We start from the raw sequence: 19,576 nt of genomic DNA, 5'->3' as shown, positions 1-19,576 counted from the left end.
AACTTCCGGCGCCGTCTCCAGATCGGATTTAGGGAGTTCAGAGCAGTGCACAACAGAATCGTCGCGCGCACCGCAGCCACAGCAGCCGCTCTGGGTGTCGGTGCCGCCCTCACCTTCACCACGCCGGCGGTGGCCGAACCCGAACCCGCCCGCACCCCCACCGAGGCCGCGCTCATCGCGCTCACCGAGCAGACCGCGGACAAACCCGAAACCCGTGCCGGTGTGGACGCGCTGCACCGCTACGCGGACTACGTGACCGCCGCCCATATCAGCAATATCGGCCAGTACACCCCCTTCGTCTACGCGGCCCCCACCTTCGGCTGCGGGAGCAACGGGCCGATCACCACCATCGTCGCGGCCGGTACCGCCAACGGCCCGAGCGCGAACCTGGTCGGTGAGCCCGGCACCCTGACCTTCCACGCCACTCCCGGCCACCCCGGTATCCCGCAGGCCGCGGGCCTGGTGGTCGCCTGGATCAACATCAACAACGGCGCCTCCGGTCTCAGCATGCTCGACGACCGCACCGAGTTCGGTACGCCGTCGCTGTCGAAGAAGGTGAACAGCGGCCCGGGCACCGTGCTCGCCTCGATGTGGGGAACCATCGACTACCCCGGCGCCCTCTGCGTGATGACGCCGACCGTCGGTATGTTCCCGGTCCCCGACCAGCCGGTTCCGCTTCCGGCCCCGGCTCCCGGTGAACCGGCTCCCGCGCCCGTGGCGCCGGGTGAGCCCGCTCCCGCGCCGCAGCCCGCTCCCGCTCCGTAAGTCTTCCGGTCTCGGGGCGCGGTGCCTCGGGACCGGTCACGACGGTCGGCCGCCGTCCGCCGGGCCGGCCCGGTGGGCGGGTCCCGCCGCCGTGCGTTGCTTTGCCACAATCCGCGCATGGGTTTCTTCGCCGGTGCGTACGGCCGGTTGCACTATCGGGACCGGCCGGTGGACGGTGCCGCCGCCGGAGTCGTACTGCTGCCCGGCTCCGGGCAGCACAGCGGGCACTATCACGATTTCGCCCGGCAGTTGAACGCCGCGGGTCTGGGGGTCTGGACGCTGGATACGGCGGGGCAGGGGCTCAGCGAAGGGGATCCCGGGCGGGCCGTCGCGCTGTCACAGCTGGTGGAGGACGCGGCCCGCTTCGCCGCACTGGTCCGGGCCCGGGCGCCCCGGCTCCCGCTGATCCTCATGGGGCATTCACTCGGCGCCGTGACCGCGCTGGCGGCTCTCGGCGCGGCCGGCGGGGACCCGGACGCCGGTGGACATCGGGCGTCACGCACCGAATCCGTTGCGGCGGTGCTGGATCCGGGCTTCGCCGCCGGGCTGGTCCTGTGCGGTACACCCGCCCGGGTGCTCGGCGGCCCACCGGACGCCGATCCCGCGTTACCGCCGGTCCTGGCGGTGCACGGTGTCGACGACCGGCGTGCCCCGGTCGCGGCGGTGCGCGCCTGGGCGGGACAGCGGGACGGGGTGGACCTGCGGGAATACCCCGGCGCCGGACACGATCTGCTGCACGAGCGCGTGCGTACGCGGGTCACGGCGGATATCGTGCAGTGGACGCAGGAGATCGTCGCGGGCCCGCGCCGGCCATAGGGCGCACGGTGTTTCGGCCCGCCGCGCGACAGGCAGGAAGAAGGGGGACGGGGTGCAGCCGAATACCATCACCGCACTCGACTCGGCGGTCGAGGACGGGCAATTGTGGATAGACGCGGTGCTGGTGGCCGAAGGGACACCGGAACGCTGCGCGGTGCGCTACGAACAACTCGCCGACCAGGTGGACGCGCAGATCGAGGCGGTGTCCGCCGCGGTCGCGTTACCGGGGTTCGGCGGATTCGCCTCGGGCGCTGCGCTGCGCGCGGGTTTCGAGGGCAAGGCCACCGAGGCGATCGCGGCGCTGCGCCGCTACTCCGCGACGGCCCGCCGGCTCGCCCATACCTTCCGGATCGCCGCCGCGGCCTACCAGCAGGCCGACAGCGAGGTCGCGGCCGCCGTGCACACGACCGCCGCCGAGACGACAGGAGTGTCCGGTGCGTGAACTGCCCAAGGCCGGTCGTCGCGGTGTCCACGACCGCGTGGATCCCGATTACGCGCCCACGGTGGAGGTTTTCGACAACCTCACCCACGAACAGATTCATTCCGGGGTGTCGACGATGAATCCGTCGGTCCTGCAGACCGGCGGCCAGGCGTGGCGCGGCGCGGCGGGCGGCCTGGGTGACGCGGTCACTCTGGCGCATACCGATATCAGCGGCGCCATCGCCGACGGCTGGCGTGGTTCGGCCGCCGGTCCGGCCGCGGCGGCGGTCCGGGATTTCGAGGCCGCCGGGCGGCAGCTCGCCGATGTCCTGGCCACCGTCGGGCAGCGGCTGGCCCAGGCCGGTGACGCCGCGGAGACCCTGCGCGCGGCGATCGGCGAACCGGCCGCCGCGGCACCGGATCTCACCGACGCCCTGCTCGACCCGCATGCGGCCACGGGCAATATCGCGTCCCAGCGTGCGCTCGACGACGCCCGCGCCGACGCCGTACGGGTGATGGAGAGCGTCTACGGCGGCGCGTTCATCCCCACCGGCGCGGGGGTGCCCGTTTTCCCGGACCTGCCCGGTGATCCCGGCGAACCGGTGGCCGCGCCGGTCCCGGGCCCGGGACCGGCGTCGCCCGCCGCGGCGGACACGCCGAGGGGGATACCTGTCTCGTTCGTGGCGCCGGAAGCTCCGGGCGTTACCACCGTCGCGGGCGACACCGCGCAAACACCGGCTCCCACCGATCCGGCCGCGGTGACACCGGCCGGATCCGTACCCGTGGTCACGGGTTCCGCACCGGCGGTCATACCGGCGCCCGCGACTCCGGCGGAGACCCCGTCCCACACCGCGGCCGCCGCCACCGCGCCCCCGGCCGCCGCCCCGTCGCCCGCTCTCGCACCCGCCGCGTCGCCCGCTCCCGTGACGACCGCCGCCGCGCAGGCCGTACCCGTGTTCTCGGCGCCGGTCCGCCCGGCCGGTTCACAGACCGGTGACGATCGGAACCGGGAAGAGCGGCAGCGGGATTCGAGCGGTAACGCCGTCACCGGAATGGGCGCCGGTGCGATCGGCGGGATGCTGGGCGGCGCCATGGCCGCCGATACCGTACGGTCCGGCTCCTCGGTGACGCCGCCCCGCGCCGACCGCCGGGAGCCCGCCGCGGACGACGAACTCCATTGGAGCGACGACGATCTCACCTTCCTCGAACCGGGCCAGGAGTCCGGCGGGTTGATCGGCGCGCTCGATCCGACCACCCCGCCCGTCCTGGGTGAGTGGAGCGAAGCGGAGTGACCTGGACGCTCGGGCCCGACCAGTTCGCCCTGGCCTGGGACCGGACCGTCGGCGACCGGATCCCGTATCCCCTCGCGGTGCGGTTGTCGGCCCGCGACTCCGCCGAGCGTGACGCCCAGCTGCCCGCGTTGCGCCGATGGTGCGACACCGTGCTCGACGCCGACCTGGAGGCGGCACTGCGGGTCCTGGCCGCGCCGGAGGTGAGCGTCGAGGTGTTCGGGCACGACGATGCCGGTGCGACCACCGTGCGGATTCTCGGGGCGTCCGCCGGCCGGATCGCGGTGGTGGCCGCCCAGGGGCCGGGCCCGCTGCCCGACCGCGGCGGTGAACTGCGGATCGTGACGACCGCGGCCGCATCGCTTCCGGGACGGGTGGTCGCGGCACTGCCCGCGGCGCCCGCCGGTTCCGGGGAACGGCTGCGCGCCCCGCGCGCGGAGGTGGTGCTGGACGGTCGTGACCAGGTGACCGTTCCGGTGTCGGGGCCGACCGTCCCCAGCCTGATCCGGCGGCGCCTCAAACAGCGGCGTACCGGTATCGGCCAGATCGTGGTGTCCCTACGGCGTGGCGCGGCGGCGAAGCCGATCGGGGTGCTGTGCTGGATCGATATCGCCGACGACGGGCGCTATACCGTTCACACCGGTCGTGATGTCGATATCGCACCGGTGGGCGCGGAGGCGTTCACGAACTCGTTGCGCCCCATGGTCGCCGCCGCGCAGCGAGCGGTGGCCTACGCCGAACTCTGAGCCCCGGAAGACCTGCTGCCCGGCAGCGAGTCAGGAGACAGGGACGATGGCGATGGTGGGGACGATGGGCACCGGCGTGGGCGTGGTTGTCTCATCCGGTTCCGGCGTGGTGCTCCCGGAGGCGTCGTAGGGCTCCCCGGCGGGCGCCGATTCGACCGGCGCCTCGGTCGGGGGAGTCAGGGTGGTCCGGGCCGGTTCGGTACCGGGGGACGGCCCGTCGCCGGGGAGGAGCGGTACTTCGGCGGACGGGGTGCCGGCGGGCGCCGGATCGGCCGGTGCGGTGGCGGGCGGCGGCTCGACGGTCGTGGTCGGTGCCTGCCCGGTATCGGCGCCACCCGGGCTCGTACCGGGCGGTGGCGGCGGGGGGAGCGGTGATTCGGTATGCGCCGGAGCGATTTCCGGAGCGGGTTCCGATGCGGTGGTCCAGCTCGGTTCGGCCGGCGGGGTGGGGCCGGGTGTGGCCGAGAGGGTGACCCGCCGGGTGGTGGTCGGATCGTCGGACGGCTCCTCGGAGGCCTCTTCGGACCGGTCGTCGGCGGCGTCCGGGCGCGTGGAGGAGGTGACCGAGATCTGGTATTCGGGCGGTAGCGTGCGACGGGGCCCGGGATCGGGGGCGATCCGCCAGGTGGGCGACGGAGGGATCAGCACCTGGGCGATACCGGAGGTGGTCTCGCTGAATCCGGCCTGTTCCACCGGCTGTGGTCCGGAGTGGATCGGCGGCGGCGGGACGTAGGTGTCCTCCTGGCCGATACCGCACGCGCCGATGAACACCAGCCCGAGCGAAACCGCCCCCGCAGCCGCCAGCGGCCCGGCGACCTTCGTTTTGCTGTCCATCGGTGACGCTCCTGTGATAAGTCAGTGGCCTCACCTTAATCCAGCGAGTTTGCCGGAACCAGCCCCGGACCTTCCGATCCCGCTGGTGACCGGTGTAGACCGGCCCCAAAGGGGTACGTTCCAGGTATCGAATTGATATCGGCCGCGTGTCGCGGGCTTGTGTCGCGTAACAATCGTCGGGTTGCGGTCGTAGCGTATGTTGCTGAAGTGACGCATGAGGCATCGCGATGCGATGACCGTGCACGGAAGTGGTTAGGCGCGACGCGATTTCCTCAACGTCGCCATCGAGGAGTAGATGATGGGAGACCAGACCACCCCCGACCTGCCCGGAGCGCCGGAGGCGCCCGAGACACGGGAGGCGATCGTGGAGCCGGTGGATGCCGGCACGCACGGTATGGGCGGGACAGTGGGCAGAGTGTGCGGCTGGCTGGTCTTCACCGGTGGGCTCGGAGCGGCGGTCTACGGGATCGGGACACTGCATGTGGTGGTCAGTGTGATCGGTCTCATCCTGGCCTGTACCGCGGGGTTGACCCTGCTCAAACTCCGCGCCGACGGCCCCGGGCCGGAGCCCGAAGCCGGTATGGCGAGCTGATTCCGCGCTGACTCCGATGTTCCTCGTGGACGGGCGATTGCCTGTTCGCGGGCGCTGCCGGGTCTGTGTGCGCACTCAGTGGGACACATGTCTGATCACATTTACGGACAGTTGAACGGCTCCCTGTCCTTCGGTCGGCGCTCGCCCGGAACGCCGGATTTCCGGTAATCGGGCGTTTGCCCAACTCGAATGCCCTCGGTATTTTGGGCTCCGGTCGGGATGGATCAGGAGGAAAGAAGAACATGATCGAAGCCGGGTCCGCGGCCCTGAATCTGGCGAATCTCGTCACGTCCATCGCCGCCAATGTGACCTATCTGCTGCAGGCCTGGGGAGTTCTCTGAGCGTTTGCCGGATGAGCGGCGGCGTACCCGGCGGGTGCGCCGCCGCTGTGCGTCCGGCCCCGGCCACGCACCGCGCGTGGCCCGATTCGGGCCGGTGAGTCCACCCGACGCCGACCGGTAGCCCCTCGGGGCGGATAACGTATGCGCTGACGCGCATCGCCGCATCAATCGCCCGAGAGGAGAGGCTGTGCCACAGCAGGTTCGAGGAGTCATCGCCCGCGGTCCCGGTGCCCCGGTCGAAACGGTCCAGATCGTGATCCCGGATCCGGGCCCCCGCGATGTGATCGTGAAGATCCAGGCCTGCGGGGTCTGCCATACCGATCTGACCTACCGCGAAGGCGGTATCAACGACGAATTCCCGTTCCTGCTGGGACACGAGGCGGCGGGCGTGGTCGAGACGGTGGGTTCCGCCGTCACCCACGTGGAGCCGGGTGATTTCGTCGTCCTGAACTGGCGGGCGGTCTGCGGGCAGTGCCGCGCGTGTAAGCGCGGACGGCCCTGGTACTGCTTCGACACCTTCAACGCCAGTGTGCCGATGACCCTCGAGGACGGTACGGCGCTCACGCCCGCGCTCGGGATCGGCGCCTTCGCCGATAAGACCCTGGTGCACGAGGGCCAGTGCACCAAGGTCGATCCCGAAACCGATCCGGCGGTGGCCGGGCTCCTCGGCTGCGGCGTGATGGCCGGCCTGGGCGCGGCCGTGAACACCGGCAATGTCGGCCGCGGCGATTCGGTCGCGGTGCTGGGCTGCGGCGGGGTCGGCGACGCCGCGATCGCCGGGGCGCGGCTCGCGGGCGCCGGCACCATCATCGCGGTCGATACCGACGCCCGGAAACTCGAGTGGGCGCGCGAACTGGGCGCCACCCATACCGTCGACGCGTCCGCCACCGACGCCGTCACCGCGATCCAGGATCTCACCGACGGCTTCGGCGCCGATGTGGTGATCGACGCGGTGGGCCGCCCGGAAACGTGGAAACAGGCGTTCTACGCCCGCGATCTGGCCGGCACGGTGGTGCTGGTGGGCGTGCCGACCCCCGATATGACCCTCGAGATGCCGCTCATCGACTTCTTCAGCCGCGGCGGCGCGCTGAAATCCTCCTGGTACGGCGACTGCCTGCCGGAGCGGGATTTCCCGATGCTGATCGACCTGTACCGGCAGGGCCGGTTGCCGCTGGAGAAGTTCGTGACCGAGCGGATCGGGCTGGACGCGGTGGAGGAGGCGTTCCACACCATGCACGGCGGCGCGGTGCTGCGGTCGGTGGTGGTGCTGTGAGCGCCCGCGTCGAACGGGTGGTCACCGAGGGGCAGTTCTGCCTCGACGGCGGCTGCTGGGATGTGGAGAACAACATCTGGCTGGTCGGCGACGATACCGAGGTGCTGATCATCGACGCCGCGCATACCGCGGGCCCGGTGCTCGACGCCGTGGCCGGCCGCCATGTCGCCGCCATCGTGTGCACCCATGCGCACAACGATCACGTGACGGTGGCGCCGACCCTGTCGGCGGCCACGGGAGCGCCGATCCATCTGCATCCCGACGACGAGGTGCTCTGGCAGCAGACGCATCCCGGCGTCGAGTACCAGCGCCTGGCCGACGGGCAGACCTTCGAGGTGGGCGGCTCGCGCCTGCGGGTACTGCACACACCCGGCCATTCACCGGGGTCGTGCTGTCTGTACCTGGAGGACGCGGGGGTGGTGTTCAGCGGCGACACCCTCTTCGAGGGCGGCCCGGGTGCCACCGGCCGGTCCTATTCCGACTATCCGACCATTCTGGCCTCGATCAACGACCGGTTGTTCGCCCTGCCGGACGAGACGGTGGTGCACACCGGCCACGGTCCGGATACGACGCTGGGCGCCGAGCGGGCCAACGTACCCGCACAGGCCTGAGACGCCGGGGCAGGCCGCCGGGAACGAACCGGTTCCCGGATCGGCCGGCACCCGGAAATGACAGCGGTCCGTGACCGCGCCCCGACCGGCGCGGTCACGGACCGCCGCGTTTACCCGTGTCCGTAGGGAGAGTTCAGTCGGCTCGCGGGGTCAGTACGAAAATCGGGATCTTGCGGTCGGTCCACGACTGATAGCTGTCGAAATCCGCGTACAGTTCGAGCAGTTTCGGCCACAGGCGGTCGCGTTCGGCGTCGTCGGCGACCCGGGCCCGCACCGGAATCCGTTCCTTGCCGACCTGCACGGTGGTATCCGGCCGCGCGACCAGGTTGTGGTACCACTGCGGATTCTTGGCAGCCCCGCCCTGGGACGCGACGATGACGATGTCGTCGCCGTCTCGCAGATACAGCAGCGGGGCGGTGAACGGTTTGCCGGATTTGCGGCCGATATGGTCCAGCAGCAGCGTGGGAACCGGTTTGCGCATCCCCGCCCCGACCCGCCACTTGCCGCCGATCCGGCCGCCGGTGCGCCGGTACGCCCAGGTGTTGACCTTGGACATGTATTTGATGACGGTCGTGACCATCGGGGAATCGAGTTGCTTCGGGCGGTCCATGTTTTCGAGCTTTCTCTCGCTGGTCAGCGCAGGATCAACAGCGCCGATTTCTCGATGAGGTCGGCGATATCGGCGTAGGAGGCGTAGCCCATCCCGGCGCGTACCAGGGCGCCCGCGTAGACCAGTTCCAGCGACACCACGACCTCGGGATCGGCGTCGGGGCCGAGCGCGCGCTCGATCCGGGTGCGGATCTCGAGCCCGATCCGGGCCCGCAGATGGGCCACATCGGGGTCGCGGCCCAGCATGGCGCTGGTGACCGCGCCGGCGACCTCCTGATCGTCGGCGACGAGCATGGCGATGGCGCGCAGTTCGGCCACCACCCGGACGGTGGGGTCGGGATCCTCGCTCACCGGTGACTCCGCCGCCACCAGTCGCCGCCAGAAGATCTCGGCGACCAGATGTTCCTTCGACGAGAAATAGGTGTACGCGGTGGCGGTACCCACGCCGGCCTCCGCGGCGACCATACGGATGGTCATTCCCGCGAAGCCCTCGCGCGTGAGGACCTCCACCGCTGCCTTCGTCAGTTTGTCGACCGTATCGGCCTGTTTCGCGGACAGGCGCCGACGGGTCGCCTCCACGACGACGGGTTCACCTTCGGACATGTGTCTGAATGTACCGTTTCAGTTCTTCGCGGCCGCAATCCCGGCCCGGCGGCCGTAGAAGCTGCCGTCGCCGAGAGAGGTTCCACTGGCGTAGCCGCCCGCGCAGACACCGGAGGTGCACCGGCCCGCGGCGAAGAGTCCGGGGATCGGTTCGCCGTTCACGTGCAGCACCCGCGAATCCAGATCGGTGCGCAGCCCGCCGAGGGTGAATCCCGCGGTGAAGCCGCGCATATCGAAGGCGGCGAAGGGGCCCTCGAGCGGTGCGGTCCACTCCGGCTTCTTGCCCAGGAGTGGATCGCTGCCGGCGGCGGCGTGTTTGTTGTACACCTCCACGGTGGACTGCAGCGCGAGTTCGGGCAGGCCCATATCGGATTCGAGTTCGGCGATGGTCTCGGCCGCCCAGGTGGGCGGCTGCCGGAAGAACGGCGTGGAGGTCTCGGTGGTCAGCGATTCCTCGTAGGCGGCCTCCCCGATGATCAGATAGGCCTGGTTCTCCTGATGGAACAGGGTCATCTGGCCGATCCGGCCCGGGTAGGTGTCCTCGGGGACGTAGCGCTGCCCGCGGCCGTTCACCAGGATTCCGCGCGCCATCATCTGCGGATCGCCGAAGAACGCGACCTCGGTGGCATCCATATGGGCCAGATCGGCGCCGAGCGCCTGGGCGACCCGGATCGCGATACCGTCGTGCTCCTCGATGGCGGCGCCCGGGCGTCCGATGAGCCGCGGCGCGAACCCCTCGATCATCTGATCGTGATAGGCGAAACTGCCGGTGGCCAGCACGACTCCGCGTTCGGCGCGGATGGTGAGTTCCTTGCCGTACTGTTTGGCCACCACCCCGACCACCCGGTCGCCGTCGACGATCAGCCGCTGGATGCGGGTGTCGTATTCGGCGGTCACGCCGAGCTTCTCGGCGGTTTCGGCGAGCGGTTTCATCAGCATGTAGCCGCCGCCCTTGGACCCGGTGCGCTTGTTCGACATCTGCGGGACGTGCCCGCGCGGCGCCGGATCGGCGACGGTGTTGAACGGGGCCGCGTTCTCGCCACCGGAGTACATGAGGCCCTCGTCGTGCGGGGGCTCCCAGCCGGGCTCACCCCAGAACTCCTCTTTGAAGGGGACGCCGTTGGCCACCAGCCATTCGTAGTGTTCGACGCTGCCGCGGCAGTAGTCGGCGATCTTGGCCTTGTCCACGCCCGGGCCCAGCGCGGTGATCATGAATTTCTCCATGTTCTCCGGGCTGTCCTCGAAACCGAGCGCCTTCTGCAGCGGGGTCCCGCCACCGAGGTAGATGAATCCGCCGGCCAGCGCGGCCGCGCCGCCCCAGCCGCTGGTGCGTTCCAGGATCAATACCCGGGCGCCCGCCCGCGCCGCCTCGATCGAAGCGCAGACACCGGCGATCCCGTAGCCGGCCACCACCACATCGGTGGTGCGGTCCCATACGGAGACCTCGGCGGCGGATAACGGGCGAAGGGAAGTGGCGTCGGCCATTATTCGGATTCCTTACTGTCGCGTTCGGCGATGGTGCCACGTCCGGCCGCGGCCGGTCCGGCGCCGTCCCGCTGAGCGGAGTCACCACTGTGCCGGGCCGCCGAGATCTCGCCCTGCCCGACGCCGAGCCCGGCGCCGAGCCGGTCCAGCGCGAGCCCGGCCAGCGGCAGCCGCGCTCCGACGCGCTCGCCGAGTTCCAGTGCCAGGGACAGATCCTTCTCACCGAGTTCGCGCACATGGGTGAGGATCGGCAGCCAGAAATCGCCGTCTTCGATGGGCGCGGTGGTGTCGCGGAGCATGATCGAACCCGCGCCGCCGGTCACCGCGTCGGAGTGCCGGACCACTTTGCCCAGGGCAGTGATATCCAGCCCGGCGGCCTCGGCCAGCCGCTGTGATTCGGTGGCCGCGGTGAAGGAGATGAAATGCAGCAGGTTGCGGGCCAGCTTCATCCGGGTCCCGGCCCCGACCTCGCCGGCGTGCACCACGAGATCGGAGAAGCACGCGAAGGGTTCGCGGACCGCGGCGACCGCGCTCTCGCTACCGCCGATCATCACGGCCAGCCGTCCGCTGTTGGCGCCCGCGGCGCCACCGCTGATCGGCGCGTCGACCAGGTCCACGCCCCGCTCGGCGCACAGCCGAGCGAATTCCACGGCGGATTCGTCGCCGATGGTGGAGTGCACGGCCACCACCGTGCCGGGCGCGGCGGTGCTCAGCACCCCGTTCTCGCCGGTCAGCACCGCGCGGACCTGACGGTCGTTGACCACCGCTATGCAGATGACCCCGCATTTGGCGGCCAGTTCGGCCGCGCTGCCCGCGGCCTCGGCGCCCGCGGCGGTAAAGGGTTCCACGGCCTCGGGCCGGGTATCGCACACGGTGAGACCGCCGGACCAGTCCAGCAGTTTCTTCGCCATCGGCGCGCCCATATCGCCCAGGCCGATGAACCCGACCCGGGTGCCGCCGGCGGCGTCGGCGCTCATTACCGGATCACCTGGCCGCCGTCGACACAGAAGATCTGCCCGGTGACCCAGGCAGCGTCATCGGAGAGCAGGTACAGCAGGGCGCCGGCCATATCGTCGGGCGTGCCCATCCGCTTGAGCGGCAGCCGGTTGACCATATCCTTGACCATGCTCTCCGGCGTGGTGGTCTTGGTGGCCTCGGTATCGGTGGGACCCGGCGCGATCGCGTTGATCCGGATGTTCGATCCGCCGAGTTCGGTTGCCAGCTGCTGGGTGAGGCCGTTGATACCGACCTTGGCCAGTCCGTAGAAACCGGAGTACACCCAGGCCGCGGTAGAGGACTGGTTGACGATCGAACCGCCGCCGTTCGCGGCCATGTTCTCCCACACAGCGCGGGTCATCACCAGCGCGCCGTCCAGGTTCACCGACATGAACTTCTTGTAGTAGTCCCACGGCACGGTGAGCAGCAGATCGAGTTTCATTCCGCCGTAGATGGCGGCGTTGTTGACCAGATGGTCGATCTTGCCGTACTTCTCCACGGTGAAATCGGCCAGCGCCTTGGCCGAATCCGGATCGGAGACGTCGACGGTGTGGAACGAGGCGGTACCGCCGTCGGCGACGATCTTCTCGGCGACGGCGGTACCGCCCTCTTCGTTGAGATCGGCGACGACGACCGACGCGCCCTCGGCGGCCAGCGCCTGCGCGTAGACCTCGCCGATACCGCGGGCGGCGCCGGTGACGATGGCGGTCCTGCCGGTGAAACGAGCCATGGGATGAGCTCCTCGTTGTTCGGGAAAGCGTGAGTTGTCAGGGAATTACTGCGCGGTGTCCATGCGCGCCTACTGCGCGGTGTCCATGCGCGCCTACTGCGCGGTGACCATGCGCGCTACTGCGCGGTGTCCATGCGCGCCTACTGCGCGGTGGCGACGAGTTTGGTCTCGAGGTACTCCTCGAATCCGGCGACGCCCATCTCGCGCCCGATACCGGACTGTTTGTAGCCGCCGAACGGCGCGTCGGCGCTGTACCACATCCCGCCGTTGACGCCGAGCGTTCCGGTGCGCACCCGGTCGGTGACGCGGCGGATGCGCTCGGGGTCCTTGCCCCACACCGCGCCGGACAGACCGTAGGGCGAGTCGTTGGCGATCCGGATGGCGTCGTCGTCGCCGTCGTAGGGCAGCACCACCAGGACCGGGCCGAAGATCTCCTCCTGGGCGGCCTTGGCGCTGTTGTCCAGATCGGCGATCACGGTGGGTTCGACGTAGAAGCCGCGGTCGTGTTCGGCCGGGCGGCCGCCGCCGGCCACGATCCGGCCGCCGTCGGCGCGGGCGCTGTCGATATAACCCAGCACCCGGGTGCGCTGGCGGTCGGAGATCACCGGTCCGCATACGGTGCCGGGGTTCGCCGGATCACCGGGGCGGATACCGCGCATGGTGTTCGCGGCGGCCTCGAGGGCCTCGTCGTATTTGTTCCGCGGCACGAGCAGCCGGGTCGACAGGGCGCAGCCCTGGCCTGCGTGCACGCACAGCGAGAATCCGGCGTAGCTCACCGCGGTGGCGAGATCGGCGTCGTCGAGCACGATGAACGCCGATTTGCCACCCAGCTCGAGGAAGGTCTTCTTGAGGTTGGCCGCGGCCGAGGCCATCACGGCGCGGCCGGTATTGGTGGACCCGGTGAAGCTGATCAGGTCGACCCGCGGATCTCCGGAGAGTTGCGCGCCCAGGGCGTGGTCGGAGGAGGTGACGATATTGACCACCCCCGGCGGGATATCGGTTTCCTCGGTGATGATCGAGGCGAGCGCCGCCGCGCACCACGGGGTGTCGGGGGCCGGTTTGAGGACGACGGTGTTGCCCGCGGCCAGTGCCGGGCCCAGTTTCGCGAAGTTGATCTGATGCGGGAAGTTCCACGGGGTGATCGCGCCGACCACGCCGATCGCCTCGCGGCGCAGCGCCCGGTGGGTGCTGATCCCCATCGGCGCGGCCACGCCCAGTTCGGTTTCCCATTCGTAGTTCGCGGCCAGGTCGGTGGCGAAACTCAGATCCTCGACCGGCCCCTCCAGCTGCGGACCGCTGGTGAACATGATCGGCGCGCCCACCTCGGCGACGGTGATCTCCCGCAGTTCCTCGGCGTGCGCCTTCAGGCCGGCCTGCAATTGTTGGAGGCAGCGGACCCGGAAGGCGTGATCGCGCGACCAGTCGGTCTCGTCGAAGGCGGTCCGGGCGGCGGCGATCGCGGCGTTCATATCGGCCGCGTCCGCGTCGGCCGCGGTGCCGATGACCTCTTCGGTCGCCGGGTTCACATTGTCGAACACGCCGTTGCCGCCGGCGAGGAGCTTCCCGCCGATCAGCAGTCGGGAACTGTCGCCGGGCAGAAGACTGTTCATGAAAGACCCCAATACTGTCTGGACAGGTGTATGGAATATAGTCCGGAATCTTTCGCGAGTGCAAGAACTGGTTCCATCGATGCGATGCGATGCCGATCGTGCCCGAAAGTGCGGCCGGATGGGGCCGGTCTGTCGCGATGATCTCCGATTCTCTGCGACTTCATGCTTCTGAGCAGTCAATTCACGTACGATCATTGTCGCGGGGGCCTGCCGCTGGTACCGTCCAGACACATGTCCAGCTATGTGTCTCTCCCTGGCGGCCGCTGGGTCACGCCCGGCGAGAACTCGTTATCGAAACAGAGGTGGGTCCGATGACGGCCGCATCGTTGGAGCCGGTGACATTCGATCCGTACGACTACACCTTCCACGAGGATCCGTACCCGGTCTATGCCCGGCTGCGCGCAGAGGCGCCGCTCTACTACAACGCCGAACTCGACTTCTACGCGCTGTCCCGGCACGCGGACGTGACGCAGGGGTTCCGCAACGCCACCCGGCTGTCGAACGCGAACGGGGTCTCCCTCGACCCCGCCGCCTGGGGTCCGCACGCCCATAAGACGATGTCGTTCCTGGCCATGGACGACCCCCGGCATATGCGGATGCGGAAACTGGTGTTCAAGGGCTTCACGCCCAAGCGGGTCGCCGATATGGAAACGCGGATCCGGGAACTGACCCTCGAATACCTGAAACCGGCGCTGGAGGGCCGCGAATTCGACTGGATCCAGGAGTTCGCCGGCAAACTGCCGATGGACGTCATCTCCGAACTGATGGGCGTCCCCGCTGCCGACCGCGACGAGATCCGGCATATGGCCGATATGGTCATGCACCGCGAGGACGGTGTGACCGATGTGCCGGATACGGCGATCGAGGCGTCGCTGAACCTGGTGGTCTACTACGCGGATATGGTCGCGCAGCGCCGGGCGAAGCCCGCCGACGACCTCACCTCCGCCCTGCTCGAGGCCGAGATCGACGGTGACAGGCTCACCGACGACGAGATCATCGGCTTCATGTTCCTGATGGTGGTGGCCGGTAACGAGACCACCACCAAACTGCTGGGCAACGCGCTGTACTGGGCCGGGCGCAATCCGGACGAGTACGCCAAGGTCGTGGCCGATCCGGAGCGGGTATCGGATTGGGTCGAGGAGACCCTGCGCTACGACACCTCCAGCCAGATCGTCGCGCGGACCGCCACCGAGGATCTCGAATATCACGGCCGCGTGATCCCGGCCGGGTCGAAGGTGCTGCTGCTGATCGGTTCGGCGAACCGGGACAGCGAGGTCTTCGACGACCCCGACACCTATGACCTGGATCGCGCCGAGAAGGGCAATCTGGCCAGCTTCGGCGCCGGTGTGCACTTCTGCCTCGGCGCCCATCTGGCCCGGCTGGAAACCACCGTCGCGCTGAGCGAATTCGCCGCGCGGGTGCGGTCCTACCGGGTGCACGAAAACCGATTCGAGCGCGTGCACTCGAGCAATGTACGGGGCTTCGCCAAGCTCCCGATCTCCGTGGAGGTGCGGTAATGCCCCGGTTCGAACCCCATCCCGAGAAACGGCCCACCATCGTGGCCGGCGCGTCGTCGGGTATCGGCGCCGCCACCGCGGTGGAACTGGCCGCCCAGGGGCATCCGGTCGCGCTGGGCGCGCGCCGGGTGGAAATTCTCGAGGAACTGGCCGGCAAGATCCGCGCCGACGGCGGGACGGCGTTCGCGCACCGGCTCGATGTCACCGATCAGGCGTCGGTGGACGAATTCGTCGCCGCGTCCGAAGCCGCGATCGGCCCCACCGAGGTGCTGATCTCCGGGGCCGGCGATATCGAGTTCGGTCTCATCCAGGACATGGATCCCGCGGATTTCGCGCACCAGGTGCAGATCCATCTGATCGGCGCGCACCGGATGGCGCATGCCGTACTGCCCGGCATGCTCGAACGGCGCCGTGGCGATGTGGTGCTCATCAGCTCCGACTGCGCCCCGGCGCCGCGACCCTGGAACGGCGCGTACAGCGCCGCCAAGGCCGGGGTCGAGGCCCTCGTGCAGCAGATGCGCATGGAACTCGAGGGCACCGGTATCCGGGCCTCGCTGGTCCGGCCCGGACCCACGGTGACCGGTATGGGGATGAACGCCAAACCCGAGGTGGTGGGCCCGCTGCTGGAATCGTGGCAGTCCTGGGGGCTGGCCCGGCACCCGTACATGCTGCGGGCCGGCGATCTGGCGCGCGCGGTCTCGGCGGTGGTCGGCACGCCGCGTGGCGCCCATCTGGTGCTGGTCGAGGTGCAGCCGGAGGCGCCCCTGCGTCCGCTGCCGGGTGAAGGAGAGGATTCCTGATGACAACCGCACTGCCTCCCGGGTTCGATTTCACCGACCCCGGCCTGTGGGAACAGCGCAGCCCGGTCGAAGAGTTCGCGATGCTGCGCAAGACCGCGCCGGTCTGGTGGAACGCCCAGACCGACGAGGCGTCGGGCGGTTTCAACGACGGCGGGTACTGGGTGGTCAGCACCCTCGAGGACGTCAAGGAACTGTCGCGCAAACCGGAGCTCTACTCCTCGCAGCAGAAGGGGTCCATCGTCCGGCTGCCCGGCGATATCACTCCCGACCAGATGGCGCTGACCGGCGCCCTGCTGGTGAATATGGACCCGCCCAAACACTCCAAGGTGCGCAAGATCGTCTCCAAGGGGTTCACGCCCCGGGCGGTGGAGGGTCTGCGCGAGGCCCTGACCGAACGCGCGCACCGGATCGTGCACGAGGCGAAGAAATCCGGCGGTGGGGATTTCGTCACCCAGGTCGCCTGTGAACTGCCCCTGCAGGCGATCGCCGAACTGCTCGGTGTGCCGCAGGAGGATCGGCGCAAGGTCTTCGACTGGTCCAACCAGATGCTCAACTACGACGACCCCGAATACGGCGACCCCACCGTCGCCTCGGCCGAGATCCTGGGTTACGCCTGGAACATGGCCGAGCAGCGGCGCGGGTGCCCGGCCGACGATATCGTCACGCAGCTGGTCAACGCCGATGTCGACGGAGAGGGTCTGGCCTCCGACGAGTTCGGTTTCTTCGTGATCCTGCTGGCCGTGGCCGGTAACGAGACCACCCGCAACGCCATCACCCACGGGATGAAGGCCTTCGTGGACAACCCGGACCAGTGGGAGCTCTACCGCGAGCAGCGGCCGCGCACCGCCCCGGACGAGATCGTGCGCTGGGCCACCCCGGTGACCGCGTTCCAGCGCACCGCCACCGAGGACCATGTGCTGGGCGGGCAGGAGATCAAGGCGGGGCAGCGGCTCGGATTGTTCTACAGTTCGGCCAATTTCGACGAGGCCGGTTTCGACGAGCCGTTCACGTTCGACATTCTGCGCGACCCGAATCCGCATGTCGGTTTCGGCGGCACCGGGACCCATTACTGCGTGGGGGCCAATCTCGCCCGGCTCGAAATCGATCTGATGTTCAACGCGATCGCCGACGCCATGCCCGACCTGCGGTCGGTCTCCGATCCGGTACGGTTGCGATCGGGGTGGATCAACGGAATCAAGAGTTGGCAGGTGCGCTACGAATGAACGTCCGAGATATTCCGGTGAACACACTGTCCGGTACGCAGACCACCCTGGGTGATCTGGTCGGCGACCGGGCGGTGCTGCTGGTGAACGTCGCGTCGAAATGCGGGCTCACGCCGCAGTACACCGGGCTGGTGGAACTGCAGAAGACCTACGGCGACCGTGGTTTCAGCGTGGTGGGCTTCCCGTGCAACCAGTTCATGGGCCAGGAGCCGGGCAGTGCCGAGGAGATCGAGCAGTTCTGCTCGACCACCTACGGCGTGGATTTCCCGCTGCTCGAGAAGGCCGATGTGAACGGTGACGACCGGCATGCGCTGTACCGGGAGATCGTCGAGACCCCTGACGCCGAGGGCGCGGCCGGCGATGTGCAGTGGAATTTCGAGAAGTTCCTGATCAACCGGGACGGGACGGTGGCCGGCCGGTTCCGTCCGACCACCACACCCGATGCGGACACGCTGGTGGCGGCTATCGAGAAAGCACTCTGACCCGTGCGCTGACGACCTATGATCGAGGCTCGTTCACCCCCTGTGGTGAACGAGCCTTTTTCAGTTTTACCTGCGAAAACATCGAGCTTGCGCGAAATCCGGACCCATCCGGCGAAAATCGCCCGTCCGGGTTGAATCACTCTTAACATGGACGGCTGTCTGGACATCAATCCGGCTGGTTCGGCACACCGGGGTGCCGAACATCGCAAGGCAGGTGAGTGGTGGTACCCGTACGCACCGACGAACGCACGGCACTGGGCACGGTCTGGGCCTTCCTGCGGTACAAATTGGCCGCGCTGGCGATGGTCCTGGTGATCATCGCGGTCGTGGTCATCTCGTTGACGATGTTCTTCGGAGGTTTCACACCCGAGAAACACGTCGCGGTGATCGCCCCCCGCAGCGGGCTGGTGATGGACCCCGACGCCAAGGTGAAGTTCCGGGGCGCGCAGATCGGCCGGGTCGGCTCGGTCGAATCCGAGAACGGGCAGGTCCGCCTCGAACTCGATCTCGACCCCGGGCTGATGGGCCTGGTTCCGGGCAACGCTCTCGTGGACATCCGATCCACCACCGTCTTCGGCGCCAAATACGTGAACTTCGTCGAACCCGCCGATCCCTCCGGCCGGCTGCAACCCGGTCAGGTCCTGCGCGGCGAATCGGTGACCGTCGAATTCAACACGCTGTTCGAGCGGCTCACCGAAGTCCTCGACATGGTCCAGCCGGAGAAACTCAACGCGACCCTGACCGCCCTGGGCACCGCGCTGCAGGGCCGCGGTGACGAACTAGGGGATCTGCTGGTGGACGCCGACCGGCTGCTGCGGGAGATCAACCCGAGCATCCCGGCGCTGCGCCACGATTTCCAGGCCGGCGCCGCGGTCACCAACCTCTACGCCGATACCGCGCCGGATCTGCTGCGTACCGTGGACAACGCGACCGCCCTCAGCGGCACCCTCGTCGACAACGAACAGAACTTCGACGCGCTGCTGCTGGATACCATCGGCCTGGCCGATACCACCGGCGCCGTGCTCACCGAGAACGAACAGAACCTGGGCACCGCGCTGGAACTGCTCCGGCCCACCACCGAACTCCTCAACGCCTACAAGCCCACGCTGAATTGTGTGGTCCGAGGTCTGGCCAAGGCGATGCCGCTGGCCGAGGACCTGTTCGGCGGGCGCAACCCGGGCGCCTCGTTCAACGCCAGCTTCATGTACGGCGCGGAGGCCTACCAGTACCCCAACGATCTGCCCAAGGTGAACGCCACCGGCGGACCGCGATGCGAGGGTGTGCTGGACCGGGCGCCCGGAAGCCACGCGGATTACGTGGTGACCGATACCTCGGAGGTGAATCCGTTCATACCGTCCACCAGGATCTACCAGAACCATCCCACGGTGTTCGAGTTCCTGTTCGGCAGCCTGCCGGGGATGCGCTGACCTGCCCGGTTACCGCTGCGGGTCCGGCTGGCCCGGACCGCGGCGCACACACATCACGCCGCCGCACGGCTTATCGCTGAGCCCGGCCGGGTTCGGATGGACCGTGGGGCGGCGATGCGCCGGTGCGCGCAGTTCGGCCCGGCTGCGTCCGCGCGGCGCCGTGGCCGTCCGCCGCCGCCTCAAGCGAGGCTCCCCGGGATACGCCGGATGCGGTCGCCGCCGGGGGTGGCCACCGGGTCATTCGGGGTCCGGACGGGCAGATCGGTCGGTGGCCGGTAACTCATGGGCACCAGTGTGGCCTATCGGCCGCGGGCGCGCAGCACCCGGGTTCGTCCGGGCGCCCCGATCGCGCAGCGGTCCGCGACCACCCATCCGGCAGCCCGAAAAGGGTCCGCCCCGGCCGGGTG

At 69.0% G+C, this 19,576-nt stretch carries 20 protein-coding genes; 13 read left to right on the top strand and 7 right to left on the bottom strand.

From position 1 onward, the window contains the following. Positions 1-45: 45 nt before the first annotated feature. The 5 genes from ACZ6SF_RS14650 to ACZ6SF_RS14630 all read left to right on the top strand — a co-directional run bounded on the left by ACZ6SF_RS14650 (position 46) and on the right by ACZ6SF_RS14630 (position 4,036). On the top strand, positions 46-765 hold the full coding sequence (locus tag ACZ6SF_RS14650) for a hypothetical protein (RefSeq protein WP_466062605.1): 720 nt from the start codon (positions 46-48) through the stop codon (positions 763-765). Between the two features lie 117 nt (positions 766-882). Next, complete coding sequence (locus tag ACZ6SF_RS14645; protein ID WP_466062604.1) at positions 883-1,581, top strand: alpha/beta hydrolase; 699 nt, start codon at positions 883-885, stop codon at positions 1,579-1,581. A gap of 52 nt (positions 1,582-1,633) precedes the next feature. Beyond that, positions 1,634-2,023, top strand: coding sequence for a hypothetical protein (locus tag ACZ6SF_RS14640; protein ID WP_466062603.1), 390 nt, complete (start codon positions 1,634-1,636; stop codon positions 2,021-2,023). Continuing rightward, complete coding sequence (locus ACZ6SF_RS14635; protein ID WP_466062602.1) at positions 2,016-3,293, top strand: WXG100 family type VII secretion target; 1,278 nt, start codon at positions 2,016-2,018, stop codon at positions 3,291-3,293. Before ACZ6SF_RS14640 ends, ACZ6SF_RS14635 begins: the two co-directional genes overlap by 8 nt. Then, a complete protein-coding gene (locus ACZ6SF_RS14630; protein WP_466062601.1) occupies positions 3,290-4,036 on the top strand; it encodes an ESX secretion-associated protein EspG in 747 nt (248 codons plus the stop codon). The genes ACZ6SF_RS14635 and ACZ6SF_RS14630 overlap by 4 nt, the downstream gene beginning before the upstream one ends. Before the next feature lie 30 nt (positions 4,037-4,066). Here the strand turns inward: ACZ6SF_RS14630 and ACZ6SF_RS14625 are convergent, their stop codons facing one another. Further along, complete coding sequence (locus tag ACZ6SF_RS14625) at positions 4,067-4,870, bottom strand: hypothetical protein (protein WP_466062600.1); 804 nt, start codon at positions 4,868-4,870, stop codon at positions 4,067-4,069. Positions 4,871-5,168: 298 nt separating this feature from the next. Between ACZ6SF_RS14625 and ACZ6SF_RS14620 the strand changes: the two genes are divergently transcribed. The 3 genes from ACZ6SF_RS14620 to ACZ6SF_RS14610 all read left to right on the top strand — a co-directional run bounded on the left by ACZ6SF_RS14620 (position 5,169) and on the right by ACZ6SF_RS14610 (position 7,687). Then, entirely contained in the window at positions 5,169-5,462 is a 294-nt protein-coding gene (locus ACZ6SF_RS14620) for a hypothetical protein (protein ID WP_466062599.1), read from the top strand. Positions 5,463-5,990: 528 nt separating this feature from the next. Further along, positions 5,991-7,076, top strand: coding sequence for an S-(hydroxymethyl)mycothiol dehydrogenase (locus ACZ6SF_RS14615; protein ID WP_466062598.1), 1,086 nt, complete (start codon positions 5,991-5,993; stop codon positions 7,074-7,076). Next, positions 7,073-7,687 (top strand): MBL fold metallo-hydrolase, encoded by a 615-nt coding sequence (locus ACZ6SF_RS14610; protein ID WP_466062597.1) that lies wholly within the window; start codon positions 7,073-7,075, stop codon positions 7,685-7,687. The genes ACZ6SF_RS14615 and ACZ6SF_RS14610 overlap by 4 nt, the downstream gene beginning before the upstream one ends. 133 nt (positions 7,688-7,820) lie before the next feature. Here the strand turns inward: ACZ6SF_RS14610 and ACZ6SF_RS14605 are convergent, their stop codons facing one another. From ACZ6SF_RS14605 to ACZ6SF_RS14580, 6 genes are all read right to left on the bottom strand, one after another. After that, entirely contained in the window at positions 7,821-8,297 is a 477-nt protein-coding gene (locus tag ACZ6SF_RS14605; RefSeq protein ID WP_466062596.1) for a nitroreductase family deazaflavin-dependent oxidoreductase, read from the bottom strand. A 23-nt stretch (positions 8,298-8,320) separates the two neighbouring features. Further along, the gene (locus ACZ6SF_RS14600) at positions 8,321-8,899 is read right to left on the bottom strand and encodes a TetR/AcrR family transcriptional regulator (protein WP_466062595.1); all 579 of its coding nucleotides are present in this window, start codon (positions 8,897-8,899) and stop codon (positions 8,321-8,323) included. A gap of 18 nt (positions 8,900-8,917) precedes the next feature. Next, complete coding sequence (locus ACZ6SF_RS14595; protein WP_466062594.1) at positions 8,918-10,384, bottom strand: FAD-dependent oxidoreductase; 1,467 nt, start codon at positions 10,382-10,384, stop codon at positions 8,918-8,920. Further along, positions 10,384-11,361, bottom strand: coding sequence for an NAD(P)-dependent oxidoreductase (locus ACZ6SF_RS14590; protein WP_466062593.1), 978 nt, complete (start codon positions 11,359-11,361; stop codon positions 10,384-10,386). The genes ACZ6SF_RS14595 and ACZ6SF_RS14590 overlap by 1 nt, the downstream gene beginning before the upstream one ends. Further along, positions 11,361-12,110, bottom strand: coding sequence for an SDR family oxidoreductase (locus ACZ6SF_RS14585; protein ID WP_466062592.1), 750 nt, complete (start codon positions 12,108-12,110; stop codon positions 11,361-11,363). The genes ACZ6SF_RS14590 and ACZ6SF_RS14585 overlap by 1 nt, the downstream gene beginning before the upstream one ends. Before the next feature lie 140 nt (positions 12,111-12,250). Then, positions 12,251-13,720, bottom strand: a complete 1,470-nt coding sequence (locus tag ACZ6SF_RS14580; RefSeq protein WP_466062591.1) for an aldehyde dehydrogenase — start codon at positions 13,718-13,720, stop codon at positions 12,251-12,253. 311 nt (positions 13,721-14,031) lie between these two features. Between ACZ6SF_RS14580 and ACZ6SF_RS14575 the strand changes: the two genes are divergently transcribed. From ACZ6SF_RS14575 to ACZ6SF_RS14555, 5 genes are all read left to right on the top strand, one after another. Further along, positions 14,032-15,237 carry a cytochrome P450 gene (locus ACZ6SF_RS14575; RefSeq protein ID WP_466062590.1) on the top strand — a complete coding sequence of 402 codons (1,206 nt, stop codon included), beginning with the start codon at positions 14,032-14,034 and terminating at the stop codon, positions 15,235-15,237. Beyond that, positions 15,237-16,037, top strand: coding sequence for an SDR family oxidoreductase (locus ACZ6SF_RS14570; protein WP_466062589.1), 801 nt, complete (start codon positions 15,237-15,239; stop codon positions 16,035-16,037). The genes ACZ6SF_RS14575 and ACZ6SF_RS14570 overlap by 1 nt, the downstream gene beginning before the upstream one ends. Continuing rightward, positions 16,037-17,260, top strand: a complete 1,224-nt coding sequence (locus ACZ6SF_RS14565; RefSeq protein WP_466062588.1) for a cytochrome P450 — start codon at positions 16,037-16,039, stop codon at positions 17,258-17,260. The genes ACZ6SF_RS14570 and ACZ6SF_RS14565 overlap by 1 nt, the downstream gene beginning before the upstream one ends. Further along, positions 17,257-17,742, top strand: a complete 486-nt coding sequence (locus tag ACZ6SF_RS14560; protein WP_466062587.1) for a glutathione peroxidase — start codon at positions 17,257-17,259, stop codon at positions 17,740-17,742. Before ACZ6SF_RS14565 ends, ACZ6SF_RS14560 begins: the two co-directional genes overlap by 4 nt. Positions 17,743-18,017: 275 nt before the next feature. Next, entirely contained in the window at positions 18,018-19,169 is a 1,152-nt protein-coding gene (locus ACZ6SF_RS14555) for an MCE family protein (RefSeq protein WP_466062992.1), read from the top strand. The last annotated feature ends 407 nt before the right edge of the window (positions 19,170-19,576 follow it).

This window comes from Nocardia sp. NPDC049935 (assembly GCF_055586645.1).
The sequence above is the reverse complement of the archived record's forward strand: the minus strand, read 5'-3'. Positions and strand labels throughout refer to the sequence as shown.

What these genes read in the sequence shown, in the direction of transcription:
- ACZ6SF_RS14645 (WP_466062604.1), top strand. Translation starts at nt 883, where the DNA reads ATGGGTTTCTTCGCCGGTGCGTACGGCCGGTTGCACTATCGGGACCGG.
- ACZ6SF_RS14625 (WP_466062600.1), bottom strand. Translation starts at nt 4,870, where the DNA reads ATGGACAGCAAAACGAAGGTCGCCGGGCCGCTGGCGGCTGCGGGGGCG.
- ACZ6SF_RS14620 (WP_466062599.1), top strand. Translation starts at nt 5,169, where the DNA reads ATGGGAGACCAGACCACCCCCGACCTGCCCGGAGCGCCGGAGGCGCCC.
- ACZ6SF_RS14605 (WP_466062596.1), bottom strand. Translation starts at nt 8,297, where the DNA reads ATGGACCGCCCGAAGCAACTCGATTCCCCGATGGTCACGACCGTCATC.
- ACZ6SF_RS14600 (WP_466062595.1), bottom strand. Translation starts at nt 8,899, where the DNA reads ATGTCCGAAGGTGAACCCGTCGTCGTGGAGGCGACCCGTCGGCGCCTG.
- ACZ6SF_RS14595 (WP_466062594.1), bottom strand. Translation starts at nt 10,384, where the DNA reads ATGGCCGACGCCACTTCCCTTCGCCCGTTATCCGCCGCCGAGGTCTCC.
- ACZ6SF_RS14590 (WP_466062593.1), bottom strand. Translation starts at nt 11,361, where the DNA reads ATGAGCGCCGACGCCGCCGGCGGCACCCGGGTCGGGTTCATCGGCCTG.
- ACZ6SF_RS14585 (WP_466062592.1), bottom strand. Translation starts at nt 12,110, where the DNA reads ATGGCTCGTTTCACCGGCAGGACCGCCATCGTCACCGGCGCCGCCCGC.
- ACZ6SF_RS14580 (WP_466062591.1), bottom strand. Translation starts at nt 13,720, where the DNA reads ATGAACAGTCTTCTGCCCGGCGACAGTTCCCGACTGCTGATCGGCGGG.
- ACZ6SF_RS14575 (WP_466062590.1), top strand. Translation starts at nt 14,032, where the DNA reads ATGACGGCCGCATCGTTGGAGCCGGTGACATTCGATCCGTACGACTAC.
- ACZ6SF_RS14570 (WP_466062589.1), top strand. Translation starts at nt 15,237, where the DNA reads ATGCCCCGGTTCGAACCCCATCCCGAGAAACGGCCCACCATCGTGGCC.
- ACZ6SF_RS14565 (WP_466062588.1), top strand. Translation starts at nt 16,037, where the DNA reads ATGACAACCGCACTGCCTCCCGGGTTCGATTTCACCGACCCCGGCCTG.
- ACZ6SF_RS14560 (WP_466062587.1), top strand. Translation starts at nt 17,257, where the DNA reads ATGAACGTCCGAGATATTCCGGTGAACACACTGTCCGGTACGCAGACC.